13 protein-coding genes are annotated in these 12963 nt (G+C 60.4%); 6 read left to right on the top strand and 7 right to left on the bottom strand.

All coding sequences use genetic code 11. The features are described 5' to 3' along the window. Positions 1 to 99: 99 nt before the first annotated feature. The 3 genes from ACXX83_RS18040 to arsC are packed head-to-tail and all read right to left on the bottom strand — an operon-like array spanning position 100 to position 1473. Entirely contained in the window at positions 100 to 525 is a 426-nt protein-coding gene (locus ACXX83_RS18040) for a DUF2069 domain-containing protein (RefSeq protein ID WP_126047084.1), read from the bottom strand. A gap of 1 nt (position 526) precedes the next feature. Beyond that, positions 527 to 1123 carry an NAD(P)H:quinone oxidoreductase gene (gene wrbA, locus ACXX83_RS18035; protein WP_015096455.1) on the bottom strand — a complete coding sequence of 199 codons (597 nt, stop codon included), beginning with the start codon at positions 1121 to 1123 and terminating at the stop codon, positions 527 to 529. Next, a complete protein-coding gene (gene arsC / locus ACXX83_RS18030) occupies positions 1120 to 1473 on the bottom strand; it encodes an arsenate reductase (glutaredoxin) (protein ID WP_458549224.1) in 354 nt (117 codons plus the stop codon). Before arsC ends, wrbA begins: the two co-directional genes overlap by 4 nt. A gap of 114 nt (positions 1474 to 1587) precedes the next feature. On the opposite strand from arsC, the gene ACXX83_RS18025 reads away from it, so the two are divergent. Further along, entirely contained in the window at positions 1588 to 2055 is a 468-nt protein-coding gene (locus ACXX83_RS18025; protein WP_217836135.1) for a TlpA disulfide reductase family protein, read from the top strand. A gap of 86 nt (positions 2056 to 2141) precedes the next feature. Here ACXX83_RS18025 and ACXX83_RS18020 read toward each other — a convergent pair whose 3' ends face one another. From ACXX83_RS18020 to ACXX83_RS18005, 4 genes are all read right to left on the bottom strand, one after another. Continuing rightward, positions 2142 to 2546 carry an META domain-containing protein gene (locus ACXX83_RS18020; RefSeq protein WP_458549222.1) on the bottom strand — a complete coding sequence of 135 codons (405 nt, stop codon included), beginning with the start codon at positions 2544 to 2546 and terminating at the stop codon, positions 2142 to 2144. Further along, positions 2546 to 2980, bottom strand: coding sequence for a hypothetical protein (locus ACXX83_RS18015; protein WP_015096451.1), 435 nt, complete (start codon positions 2978 to 2980; stop codon positions 2546 to 2548). The genes ACXX83_RS18020 and ACXX83_RS18015 overlap by 1 nt, the downstream gene beginning before the upstream one ends. Before the next feature lie 77 nt (positions 2981 to 3057). Further along, positions 3058 to 4050, bottom strand: a complete 993-nt coding sequence (locus ACXX83_RS18010) for a 2-hydroxyacid dehydrogenase (RefSeq protein ID WP_458549221.1) — start codon at positions 4048 to 4050, stop codon at positions 3058 to 3060. 145 nt (positions 4051 to 4195) lie between these two features. After that, positions 4196 to 6949 (bottom strand): response regulator, encoded by a 2754-nt coding sequence (locus tag ACXX83_RS18005; RefSeq protein WP_015096449.1) that lies wholly within the window; start codon positions 6947 to 6949, stop codon positions 4196 to 4198. 216 nt (positions 6950 to 7165) lie between these two features. On the opposite strand from ACXX83_RS18005, the gene ACXX83_RS18000 reads away from it, so the two are divergent. The 5 genes from ACXX83_RS18000 to rlmD all read left to right on the top strand — a co-directional run bounded on the left by ACXX83_RS18000 (position 7166) and on the right by rlmD (position 12946). Beyond that, a complete protein-coding gene (locus tag ACXX83_RS18000) occupies positions 7166 to 7882 on the top strand; it encodes a response regulator transcription factor (protein ID WP_458549219.1) in 717 nt (238 codons plus the stop codon). Beyond that, the gene (locus ACXX83_RS17995; RefSeq protein WP_458549218.1) at positions 7872 to 9230 is read left to right on the top strand and encodes a sensor histidine kinase; all 1359 of its coding nucleotides are present in this window, start codon (positions 7872 to 7874) and stop codon (positions 9228 to 9230) included. Before ACXX83_RS18000 ends, ACXX83_RS17995 begins: the two co-directional genes overlap by 11 nt. 76 nt (positions 9231 to 9306) lie before the next feature. After that, positions 9307 to 9918, top strand: a complete 612-nt coding sequence (locus ACXX83_RS17990) for a hypothetical protein (protein WP_458549216.1) — start codon at positions 9307 to 9309, stop codon at positions 9916 to 9918. Positions 9919 to 10691: 773 nt separating this feature from the next. Continuing rightward, the gene (gene cysM, locus ACXX83_RS17985; RefSeq protein ID WP_015096444.1) at positions 10692 to 11594 is read left to right on the top strand and encodes a cysteine synthase CysM; all 903 of its coding nucleotides are present in this window, start codon (positions 10692 to 10694) and stop codon (positions 11592 to 11594) included. Continuing rightward, on the top strand, positions 11594 to 12946 hold the full coding sequence (gene rlmD / locus ACXX83_RS17980; protein ID WP_458549215.1) for a 23S rRNA (uracil(1939)-C(5))-methyltransferase RlmD: 1353 nt from the start codon (positions 11594 to 11596) through the stop codon (positions 12944 to 12946). Before cysM ends, rlmD begins: the two co-directional genes overlap by 1 nt. Positions 12947 to 12963: the final 17 nt, after the last annotated feature.

Here is a 12963-nt window from a genome sequence, read left to right as displayed (position 1 = left end):
GAGTCGCCCCCTTCGCGAGCAAGCCCGCTCCCACATGGGATCTGTGTCGTTCACAAATCCCCCAGTGGGAGCGGGCTTGCTCGGGTTGAAGGCGTCAGATCAGGCTACGGAGGCCCCGCCTTCACCCGCCAGCTTGCGGTTCAACTGATAACGCCAGCGCACATACAGCAGTGCCGAGCAAAACACCGCCAGGCTTGCGCCCATCTCCAGCAAACCGAAGATTTGTCGGTTCGGATCATAAGCGGCCAATGCGCCCTTGATGAAATACAGGTTCACCACAAAGCACATCCATGAATGTCCGCGAGGACTGCCGATGATCATGCCCGGCGCCAGTATCAGCAGTGGCACCAGTTCGATCAGCAGAATCACCCATGGCCGGGCGCCATGCAGGTCGGCGATCAGCAGGTAGTAGACGCACAGCAGGCCCACCAGTCCCAAAAAGCACAGCAGGCTGATGACACGCATCGCCCGCACCCGAGGCTCGAGCCAGTCAATGGCGGGGAGAATCTTCGGCTTCCTGGCCATTTCAGCTCTCCAGTTTCTGTGCAGTCTTGGCCAGGCGCATGCCCAGCGCGCGGCACAGCGCCACTTCATGGCTATCCAGGCCGCTTTTGCCGTCGGCACCGGCGTGGTGGCTGGCGCCGTAGGGTGTGCCGCCGCCTTGGGTTTCCAGCAGTGCCGATTCGCTGTAAGGCAGGCCGGTGATCAGCATGCCGTGGTGCAACAACGGCAACATCATCGACAGCAGGGTCGTCTCCTGGCCGCCGTGCAGGCTCGCGGTGGAGGTGAATACGCCGGCCGGTTTCCCCACCAGGGCGCCGGTCAGCCACAGGTTGCTGGTGCCGTCGAGGAAGTACTTGAGCGGTGCGGCCATATTGCCGAAGCGGGTCGGGCTGCCGAGTGCCAGGCCAGCGCAGTTCTTCAGGTCGTCGAGGCTGGCATACAGCGCGCCTTCGTCGGGAATCTGCGGCGCAACAGCTTCGCACTCGGTGGAAATTGCCGGCACCGTGCGCAGGCGGGCCTCAAGCCCGGCCTGTTCGACGCCACGGGCGATCTGCCGGGCCATTTCGTTGGTCGAGCCGCTGCGGCTGTAGTACAGAACCAGAATGTACGGTGCACTCATGGCAACAGTTCCAGGATCTGCTCCGGTGGGCGACCGATGACGGCTTTGTCACCGACTTCGAGAATCGGTCGCTCCATCAGTTTCGGGTGGGCGGCGATGGCGGTAATCAATTGCGCTTCGCTCAGGCTGCTGTCGGCCAGATTGAGGGTCTTGTACTCGTCCTCGCCGGTGCGCAGCAGTTGCCGTGCGCTGATCCCCAGCTTGCCCAGCAGGCGCTGGATTTGCGAGGTGTCCAGCGGAGTGTCCAGGTAACGCACCACGGTCGGGGTCAGGCCACGGGCTTCTAGCAGTTCGAGCGCACCGCGGGATTTCGAGCAGCGCGGGTTGTGATAAAGCGTCAGATCGGTCATGAGCGGTTCGCATCTTGCGTAAGGTGGCGGCTATTCTAACTGTGCAGCGCGCAATCCAGAACCGTGAGAGGCGATGGGTCGCAGGCGCATTCAATTTTTGACAAGGAACACGACATGACAAGGCGACTGGCAGCAGCATTGGCGATCATCGGAGCGTTGATGCTGGGGGGCTGCGGGAATGACTATGGCATCGACCAGGACGGCCACAAGATCGCCGCCGACCGACTGGACGGCAAATGGCTGGTACTCAACTACTGGGCAGAATGGTGCGGTCCTTGCCGTACCGAAATCCCGGAGTTGAACACCTTGGCCGAGCAACTCAAGGGCAAGAAAATCGGTGTGTTCGGGGTTAACTTCGACAATGTCCAGGGTCAGGAACTGAAGGACGCGAGCGAGAAACTGGGGATCAAGTTCACGGTGTTGGCCCAGGACCCTGCCGAATTGTTCGAGTTGCCACGCAGCGAGGCATTGCCGGTGACGTACATCATCGATAACAAGGGCAAGGTGCGTGAGCAGTTGATGGGTGAACAGACGGCGGCGGGGGTGATGGCGAAGCTTGAGGCGTTGCAGGCAAAAAATTAAGGCAAAAGATCGCAGCCTTCGGCAGCTCCTACAGGATTAGACGTAAACCTGTAGGAGCTGCCGAAGGCTGCGATCTTTTTTGCGGATCAACCTTCCTCAAGCCACCAACGCAGCGGCTTGCCTTCGGCTGGCCAGAAGCGGATCTGCTCGATCGGGGAGACATCCCAGCGCTGGACGTTTTCCAGGGCCTGCAGGAAGCGTTTTTCCTGCTCCATCAGCGCCGGCGCGCACATTTTGCGGGTGCTGCCGATTTTGCCGAAGGTCAGTTTGTCGCCATCCAGGGTGTACGGCGCGAACCAGTGGTTGCAGCCGCCATTGCCATAGGCGCGGCCATCTTCACCGAGCGTGATGGTCAGGTGGCTGTAGTCCATCAGCGGCCGCTCGCCGATCCACTCCAGGATGTAGCTGCGATTGTGTTCAAGCTGCACCGGCTCGGCGGCGCAGCCCAGCAGGCTGGCACCGGCCATCGCGCTCAGGGCGAGGCGTTTCATCACGCAGGCTCCTGGCATTTCGGGCACAGGTGTTTCTCGCCGACGGTAGTCCAGCCCAGCTCGGCAATTCGTGCGGTGGCAGCAGGTTTTTCGGCCTTGTTGCCCAGCTTGGCGTCGACGGCGAACTCGAAGCTCAGCGCTTTGGCGCAGCTGTCGCAGTTCACTTGCCAGGTATGGATCGCCAGTTCGCCGAACACCGGGCCGCTGGCCACCGCGACCCATTGGCCGGGCGGATTGATCAGGTGGCGAACCGTTTCGACGGTCAGGCGCATGGACAAGTCCTTGGCGCCCTTGAGGGTCACGACCAGCACGTCGTTGTTGCGAATCGAGCCACCGTTGCCGGTGACCTGATAACGCCCCGGCACCAGGGCGCGGCATTCGGTGAGGGTGTGTTGCGGGTTCATCAGGCTGTAGCGGAAATCGTGTTCGACCATGGGTCCTCCAAATATGCGCGATATGCTAGCACGGGCTTGCATGCCGCATCGCGCAGGCCGATGACCTTCGATCCGTTTCAGTCGCCCGTGACCAGGTTTTCCGGCGTGCCCGCCACCCAGGCGGCGATGTTGCGCAATGTGGTGGCGGCAATCGCGTCCAGCGCTTCGTGGGTCAGAAAGGCCTGGTGCGCGGTGACGATCACGTTAGGAAAGGTCAGCAGCCTGGCCAGCACATCGTCTTGCAACGGCAGGTCGGAGCGGTCCTCGAAGAACAGTTGTGCCTCCTCCTCATATACGTCCAGCCCCAGATAGCCGAGGCGACCGTCTTTCAATGCGTCGATCAGCGCCGGGGTGTCCACCAGGCCGCCACGTCCGGTATTGATCAGCATCGCGCCCGGTTGCATGTGCGCCAGTGATTCACGGTTGATCAAGTGCTTGCTCTGCTCGTTGAGCGGGCAGTGCAGGCTGATGATCTGCGATTCGGCCAGCAGTTGCTGCAGGCTCAGGTAGCGCGCGCCCAAGGCTTCGACCTGCGGGTTGGGGTAGGGGTCATAGGCCAGTAACTGGCAGCCGAAACCGTTCATGATCCTCGCGAATGTGGCGCCGATCTGCCCGGTGCCGACCACGCCGACCGTCTTGCCCACCAGGTCGAAACCGGTCAGCCCTTGCAGTCTGAAATCCCCATCGCGGGTGCGGTTGCAGGCGCGGGGCAAGCGGCGGTTGAGTGCGAGGATCAATGCCACTGCGTGTTCGGCCACGGCGTGGGGCGAATAGGCCGGGACGCGCACGATGGCCAGTCCCAGACGTTTTGCCGTTGGCAAGTCGACGTGGTTGTAACCCGCCGAGCGCAGGGCGATCAGGCGCGTGCCTCCAGCGGCCAGGCGATCGAGCACTGCCGCGCCGAGGTCATCATTGATGAACGCGCAGACCGCTTCATACCCTTGGGCGAGCGCTACCGTGTCGAGGCTCAGGCGCGCAGGCTGAAATTGCAGCTCGATGCCGGCCGGTTGCCCGGCCGCCCGAAAGCTGTCGATGTCATAGTTCTGGCTGCTGAAAAGAATCGTACGCATGATTTCCTCTTTGCCTCGTTCCTGTAGGCGCTGGCTTGCCGGCGATGAGGGGATCAAACTCTACGTTGCCCTTGAGGCCGCCATCGCTGGCAAGCCAGCTCCCACAGAGCTTACGCTGATACTTGATTCCCACGATTGCGCTGCATCAAGCGTTCATTCGCGCGTGAGCTGCCAGGCGATTGATCGCCCGGTCGAGTTCATCGAGTGCCACGCTGGCTTTCGGGTCCTGTTGCTTGAGCAGGGTTTCGCTGCGTTGGCAGGCCGCACGCAATTGCGGTACGCCGCAATAACGCGTCGCGCCATGCAGCCGATGGACCCGTTCGATCAGGGCGTTGTGGTCATCGCTCTGCTGAGCCAGACGGATGGCTTCGCGGTCAGCCTCCAGAGAGGCGAGCAGCATCGCCAGCATGTCTGCGGCCAGATCAGCCTTGCCCGCGGCCAGGCGCAATCCTTCCTCGTGGTCGAGCACCAACAAGTCATGTGCGCCACCGTGCCCATCGCCGGAGCGCTCCGGGCTGTGATTGCGCAGCGCCAGGCCGCTCCACTTCAGCACCACCTGGGCCAGTTGTCGTTCGCTGATCGGTTTGGTCAGGTAGTCGTCCATGCCACTTTGCAACAGTGCGCGTTTTTCGTTGGCCATGGCGTGGGCGGTGAGGGCCACGATCGGCAACGGCGTGCAATGCCGTTCGCTTTCCCACTGGCGAATCGCCTCGGTGCTCTGGCGACCGTCCATGCCGGGCATCTGCACGTCCATCAATACCAGATCGAATGTCTCGTTCTGTACCGCCTTGACGGCGGCATAACCGCTTTCCACCGCAAGCACCTTGGCGCCCATGTCTTCGAGCAGGGTCTGCACCAGCATCAGGTTGGCCGGATTGTCATCGACGCACAGCACCTTCGGTGCACGGCTGGACACCGGTTCGCCCGGCTCGCTGCGCATCGGGCGCGGGCTGACCAGGTCAGACAGGGAGCGTCGCAGCTTGCGGGTACAGGCCGGTTTCGCCTGGAGCTGGCTGTGGGGGTTGGGCACGGAAAGGTGGAACAGCGTCTGTTCCGTGGTCGGGCACAGCACCAGCACTTTGCAGCCAAGATGCTCGAGGTCCCAGATGTGCTGATTGAGGCGTTCCGGCGGCATGTCGTTGCTGGTGATGCCGAGCACGGCGAGGTCGATCGCCTGATCGGTCTGGTGGGCGGCGGTGACGCCATTGGTCAGGCTTTCCAGGGTATTGAACGGCGTGGTGCTCAGGCCACAGTCTTCCAGTTGATGCTGCAACGCCTGCCGGGCCAGTTCGTGGTTTTCCAGCACCGCCACCCGACGTCCGAGCAAGGGCGCGGCGGGCAGGTCTTCGGCATCGTCGCGGGCTTTCGGCAGGCTCAGGCTGATCCAGAATTCCGATCCTTCCCCGGGCGTGCTGTCGACGCCGATCTCGCCGCCCATCTGTTCGATCAGGCGCTTGGAAATCACCAGGCCCAGGCCCGTGCCGCCGGGTTGCCGCGACAGCGAGTTGTCGGCCTGGCTGAAGGCCTGGAACAGGGCGCGCACGTCCTGGTTGGACAGACCGATGCCGGTGTCCTGGATGCTGATGCGCAGTTGCACGCTGTCTTCGTGCTCTTCTTCGAGCATGGCGCGGGCGACGATGGTGCCTTCGCGGGTGAACTTGATTGCGTTGCTCACCAGGTTCGTCAGGATCTGCTTGAGCCGCAGCGGGTCGCCGACCAGGGACAGCGGCGTGTCCCGGTACACCAGGCTCACCAGTTCCAGCTGCTTGGCGTGGGCGGCGGGGGCGAGGATGGTCAGGGTGTCTTGCAGCAGGTCGCGCAGGTTGAACGGAATATGGTCGAGCACCAGCTTGCCGGCCTCGATTTTCGAAAAGTCGAGAATCTCGTTGATGATGCCCAGCAGGCTGTCGGCGGACTTTTCGATGGTACCCAGGTAGTCGAGCTGGCGTGGAGTGAGCTCGCTTTTTTGCAACAGGTGGGTGAAGCCGAGAATGCCGTTGAGCGGCGTGCGGATTTCATGACTCATGTTGGCCAGGAATTCGGACTTGATCCGGCTCGCTTCCAGGGCTTCCTTGCGCGCCAGGTCCAGTTCGATGTTCTGGATCTCGATGGTTTCCAGGTTCTGGCGCACGTCTTCAGTGGCTTGGTCGATGCTGTGCTGCAATTCTTCCTGGGCGTTTTGCAGGGTGCCGGCCATGCGATTGATGCCGGAGGCCAGTTCGTCCAGCTCCTGGCTGCCGAGGGGCGGCAAGCGGGTTTCCAGATGGCCGTCCTTGAGTTGGGCTACTGCCTGCTTGATCTGGCTCAGTGGCCGGTTGATCGTGCGACCCATGCGCAAGGCCAGCAGTGCCGCACCTGTCAGTCCGGCTGCGATCAGCATCAGGCTGGCGAACAGGCTGCGGTAACCGCGCAACAGCATGCTGTTATGGGACAGCTCCAGTTCGACCCAGCCCAGCAGGCGGTCGGCTTCTTCGGATATCACGTCTCCGGCCAGGTTGCGGTGTTTACCGAACACCGGCAGCAGATAGCGGGTCGCATCGTTGCCACTGCGGCGCAGCATCTGCATGCCACTGCCGGAAGGCACCTGGTTGAGCATGGTCGGGCCGGCGTGGGCCAGCAACGTGCGGTCGGGAGCCAGGAAGGTCACGGCCCGTACGTCGGTTTGTTCCAGGGCCTGGGTGGCGATGCGTTCAAGCAGTTCGTTGTCCTGATGGCCCATGGCTGGCGCCGCCAGGGGAGCCAACTGCTCGGCGATCATCTCGCCGCGCTGCATGAGTTGGGTTTGCAGGTCAGCCTGTTGCATCCAGGTAAAATATCCCCCCAGCACCAACGCCATCAGGCTGGTTGGCAACAGGGTCAGCAACAGCACGCGGCCTTTGATTCCCAGTTTCTTGAGCACGCATCTCTCCTGCATCCCGCTATTCATAGACCTGCACATATATCCGTCATGCAGCACTTGCGCAGTGTAGCGATTTGCTCGCGGGCAATCTTCGTAAAAAATGCTGCTGCCATTCGTCGGCCCGCGCAGGTCATTGGCGATACAGCCAAGCGGCGGGTTGCCCCTGGCGAGGCAATCTTGAATAATCATTCAACTGAGAATTATTTGCAGATAGTCATGACTCCCATCACTGCCGGCCTCCCCCGAATCCTGTCCATCGAAGACGACCTTGTGCTCGGTGCCTACGTTCATGAGCATCTGGACCGCAGCGGCTTCCAGGTGACCTGGTGCCAGAACGGCCGGGAAGGCCTGGACATGGCCCTGCGGCAATCTTTCGACGTGGTGCTGATGGATATTCTGCTGCCGGGCATGGACGGTCTGGAGGTGCTGACCCAATTGCGCCAGAGCCATTCCACCCCGGTGTTGCTGATGTCGGCCCTCGGTGCCGAGGCCGACCGCATCAGCGGCTTTCGCCTGGGGGCCGACGATTACTTGCCAAAGCCCTTCAGCATGGTGGAATTACGGGTGCGCATCGAAGCCATTCTGCGGCGGGTGGCCCTCGACCGCCGTCCCGTCCCCGCGGTGCCAGCCCCTTCGATGGACAGCCTGCGTTTCGACGATGAAAGCTTCGAGGTGTTTTATGGCGAACAGGCCGGCGGCCTGACCCGCAGCGAATATCGATTGCTGGAAACACTGCATCGCAGCGCCGAAGTATTGAGCAAAGCCTTCCTTTATCAGCAGGTGCTGCAGCGCGGTTACGCGGCCCATGACCGCAGCCTGGACATGCACATCAGCCAGATCCGCCGCAAGCTCAAGGCCATTGGCTACACCGAGCGCGAAGTGCGCACCGTCTGGGGCAAGGGTTACATCCTGAGCGCCGCCGATGAAATGTAACTTGCCGGGCAGGCATTCGCTGTTCTGGAAGCTTGCCTGTCTGCTGGTGGCGTTCTGTTTGCTGATGATCTGGCTCAGTTGGTCCTGGGGACGCTACATGGAAGTGCGCAACCAGTTCCTCTCGGATCAAGCGCGGGGCACCCTGACGCGCTATGCCGCCGAGGCCGAGCAGGCATGGCAACAGACGCAGAGCGCTGGTGTCGATGAGTGGTTGCAAGACATGCATCAGCGGGAAAAAGGCTGGGTGGGTGTCATCGGCGCTGATTTGCAGTCCTTGAGCAACCAATCACTGACGGACAAGGAGGTCGAACGCCTGACTTTTTTGCGCGGTCTGGATTGGCCCGTCCACAAGAAAGGCCGGCCCTGGATGCGTGTGCCGTTTCCCGGGGACCCTTCCACCGGCAGCCTGGTGATCGAGTTGCCCGAGCGCTTCGTTCCCGGCCACTACCGGCTGTTCTGGCGGGTGATCACCAACGGGGTGATTCCGGGGTTGTTCACCTTGTTGCTTTGCGTCGGGCTGTACCGCCTGCTGGTGGTGCCGCTCAACCACTTGCGTGAGCAGGCCAATGCCTGGCGTGCCGATCAACTGAACGTACGGCTCTCGAGCCGGACCACCAAACGTTCGGATGAACTGGGTGAGCTGGGCAGGGCGTTCGATCACATGTCTGAACGCCTGCAAAGTACCGTGGCCTTGCAGCAGCAACTGCTGCGCGACCTGTCCCACGAATTGCGTACGCCCCTGAGCCGCTTGCGGGTGGCCAGTGAAAGTGAGCAGGGGCTGGAGCTATTGCGCGAACGCATCGGCCGGGAGGTCGATGGCATGCAACGCCTGGTGGAAGACACGCTGCAGCTGGCCTGGCTGGACACCGAGCGCACCCGCTTGCCCGACGAAGCGATCCAGATCCAGGCGCTGTGGGAGATGCTCACGGAGAATGCCTGCTATGAAAGCGGTTGGCCTGATACCCGGCTGCAATGCACGGTGGATGCGTCCTGCTGGGTGCGCGGTCATCTCAACACCCTGGCCCAGGCACTGGAAAACATTCTGCGCAATGCGATTCGCCATTCGCCCACTGGCGGCTTTGTCCTGCTGGCCGGGCGGCGCGATGGTGACTATTGGCATCTGTGGTTGGAGGATCAGGGTGGTGGCGTGGCTGAAGCCGATCTAGAGCGGATCTTCCTGCCATTTACCCGCCTAGATGGGTCGCGGCCGGGGGATGGCGGGTTTGGGTTGGGATTGAGTATTGCAAGGAATGCGGTGCGGCGTCAGGGCGGGGAACTTTGGGCGCAGAACACCGAGCGCGGATTACAGATGAATATACGGTTGTTGGCTAATAAATCGCCAGATTAATGTGGTGAAAACCGGATTGGGCTGCGTTCATACAACTAATTCGGATGCATCCTACGCGGCAAGTAATGCTTGGTGTATGAAAGTTCTGAAATTAGAAAAAGGGGCTCAAGGCTTCAATTTGACGGGCGATATCTACCTTGCAGATAAATATCAAGGAGGAGCGTCAGTGAATGTCTCAATAAGAACACCCGTTCTATCAATGCAAGCCGATGCCTATGTCATAAAAAACCCTTACGAAACAAAAAATTCTTACACAATAACCAATGCAACTGATGCTGCTGATGTATTGAGTTTGAAAAGCGAGTCTGCAATAGGCGCGCTGAAAGATATGATAAGGGGGTGCGATTTTACGTCGATTAGTACCAATGAGTTGGCAAGGATTGGATCAAGGCTTTTTGAGCTTGAGCTGATAGATGAGGATGTGGCATGTGTTTTTATATCGGGTAATATGGCGACTGATAAAAATGGTCATCAAACTGAGAAGGACGTCAAGTTTAATGCGATTGCGATGTTTAACCAGAAGCTAGGTGATAACAAGGCCTACGCACGCGCATGGCCTATGTATGCTCATCAGGAGTCATTCAAGATTGTGACGAGGATGCTGCTGGGCGCTAATCAGGCGATAAACGCGCTCTCCTATTTTGCGAACTCAGCTAGAAATGACCTGTTCATCAGTATTCAGGCTTGAATAAGTCGGTACCCGAAAATATTGACGGGTACCGGCGAGTTATTGCTCATCGAGCATAGCGTGTGGTACCAGAGTATTGTCTTTCCGTATTAAGTGTATTCTCGTGGCGCACCCTGTAAGTCCCCAGTGGTCCAAGTACTGAGGCCGTATTTCCAGTGCCGCCAGCGACTTCAGTCCAGGTTGAACCCGTTTGCCTGTCAATGTATAGCTTCGGGGCAGAGCCCGCGCCTGAGGCGGTAATGGTGGCGGAAATATTGGCCTGTCGACATCCGTTTGCACCGGTTATCGTAAAAGGGCCTTGTGCGATAACGAACGAGTTGGCGGGGACGGTTCCATTGTAGGTATTAAGAATGCTGGTACATGCTGCCGAAGCTTGAGTGCTCGCCAGAATCAGGCTGGCGAGAGAAAGCGCAAAAAGTGTTTTCATCTCTATGCTCATTTGAAATGGTCATCAATGTGGTAAATGGCGCGGAATTGCGTGAAGTGCACATTCCGCGTTACAAAAGGCTATCCATGAAAACCATTGCCAACTAGTTCATGCATGCCGTCATGGGTTGCAGGAAATTTCTGATGGAGTGAGTTTTTCGTTCATATGGATCGAGGACTTCCGATAGCCATTTAATGGGGGCAGCCCTCTGCTTGGTCCGGGCAGGACGCCGGAGCAATAACCGCCCTTATTCCCATTAGCCATAAGCACCACACTTTGCGTGATATGGTCTGCGAACGTTTGCCGGTATGATAGGCGCCCCCGCAGTCTGGATTGCGAATACGCCATGACCTTGCAGTACCCAACCATCGCCGATTGCGTCGGCAACACTCCGCTGGTCCGTTTGCAGCGCCTGCCTGGCGCCACCAGCAACACCCTTTTGCTCAAGCTCGAAGGGAACAACCCGGCGGGTTCGGTCAAGGACCGTCCGGCGCTGTCGATGATCACTCGCGCCGAACTGCGCGGGCAGATCCACGCCGGCGATACGCTGATCGAAGCGACCTCGGGCAACACCGGGATCGCCCTGGCCATGGCCGCGGCGATCAAGGGTTACAAGATGATTCTGATCATGCCGGACAACTCCAGCGCCGAACGCAAGGCGGCCATGACCGCCTATGGCGCCGAGCTGATCCTGGTCAGCCAGGAACAGGGCATGGAAGGCGCCCGTGACCTCGCGCAGAAGATGGAAGCCGAAGGTCGCGGCAAGGTACTGGATCAGTTCGCCAACGGTGACAACCCCGAAGCGCACTACACCACCACCGGTCCGGAAATCTGGCGCCAGACCGAGGGCACCATCACCCATTTCGTCAGTTCCATGGGCACCACCGGGACCATCATGGGCGTGTCGCGCTACTTGAAAGAGCAGAACGACAACGTGCAGATCATCGGCCTGCAACCGATGGAAGGCTCGGCGATCCCGGGCATCCGCCGCTGGCCCCAGGAATACCTGCCGAAGATCTACCAGGCTGACCGCGTGGACCGGATCGTCGACATGGCCCAAAGCGAAGCCGAAGACGTGACCCGTCGGCTGGCCCGCGAAGAAGGCATTTTCTGTGGCGTGTCCTCGGGCGGTGCCGTGGCGGCAATGCTGCGCCTGTCCAAAGAAGTTGAAAACGCGGTGATCGTCGCGATCATCTGCGACCGTGGCGACCGTTACCTGTCGACCGGCATTTTTGACGCGCCCAACTGATGGCCAAGCATGAAAGAGGCCTGCGCTTCCAGCCCGCCGGTGGCAGCAAGGCCCCGCAAATCCCGACCGGCAAAAAGCAGCGCCTGACTATCGAGCGCCTGGCCAATGACGGTCGCGGCATCGCGTTTTTCGAAGGCCGCACCTGGTTCGTCATCGGTGCATTGGCCGGTGAGGAGATTGAAGCGCGTGTGCTCGGCGCCCACGGCAAAGTGGTCGAGGCGCGCACCGAACGGGTGTTCAAGGCCAGCGAATCGCGCCGCCCGGCACCGTGCGCCCATGCCGGCCGTTGCGGCGGTTGCAGCGTGCAGCATTTGCCTCATAACGAACAACTCGCCCTGAAACAGCGCATGCTCGCCGAGCAGTTGTCGAAGGTCGCAGGCGTCGAACCCGAAGAGTGGGCGCCACCTTTGAGCGGTGCGGAATTCGCCTACCGGCGTCGCGCCCGCGTGGCGGTACGCTGGGACATGAAGGCGAAAAAACTCGAAGTCGGTTTCCGTGCCGCCGGCAGCCAGGACATCATCGGCATCGATGATTGCCCGGTGCTGGTACAGCCCTTGCAACCGATCATGACCCGCTTGCCGGAAATGCTGCGGCGCTTGAGCAAACCTCAGGCACTGGGGCACGTGGAGTTGTTCAGCGGCTCGACGCTGGCGGTTTTGCTGCGGCACATGGCACCGTTGTCTGAAAGTGACATGACCATCCTCAAGGATTTCTGCGCCTTCCATGAGGCCCAGTTGTGGCTGCATGGCGACGGTGAACCGCAACCGGTCGAGGCTGACCATTCGCTGGGCTATCGTCTTGAACAGTGGGATCTGGAGCTGGCGTATCGGCCGGGAGACTTCATCCAGGTCAACGCTGGCGTCAACGAAGCGATGGTCGCCCAGGCGCTGGACTGGTTGAAGCCGACGGCGGATGAGCGTGTACTCGATCTGTTCTGCGGCCTGGGCAACTTTGCCTTGCCGCTGGCCAAGGCTGCTCGCGAAGTGGTGGCAGTGGAAGGTGTGCAGGTGATGGTCGACCGGGCGGCGGCGAATGCCGCTAGCAACAATCTGCATAACGCGAAGTTTTTTCAGGCCGATTTATCCCAGCCTTTGACGGACGCCGAATGGGCCGCCGAAGGCTTTTGTGCGGTACTCTTGGACCCACCGCGTGACGGTGCTTTCGAGGTTGTGCGCAAGCTCAAGACCCTGGGGGCCGAGCGGTTGGTGTATGTGTCATGCAATCCGGCAACTCTGGCCCGCGACACGGTCGAATTGATCAAGCAGGGCTACCGGTTAAAACGTGCCGGGATTCTCGATATGTTTCCTCAAACGGCACATGTCGAGGCCATGGCGTTATTTGAAGCGAGCTAGGATGCTCGTCTGGTCCG

The organism is Pseudomonas sp. GNP012, assembly GCF_054343835.1.
This window is presented reverse-complemented; position numbering and strand designations above follow the sequence as displayed.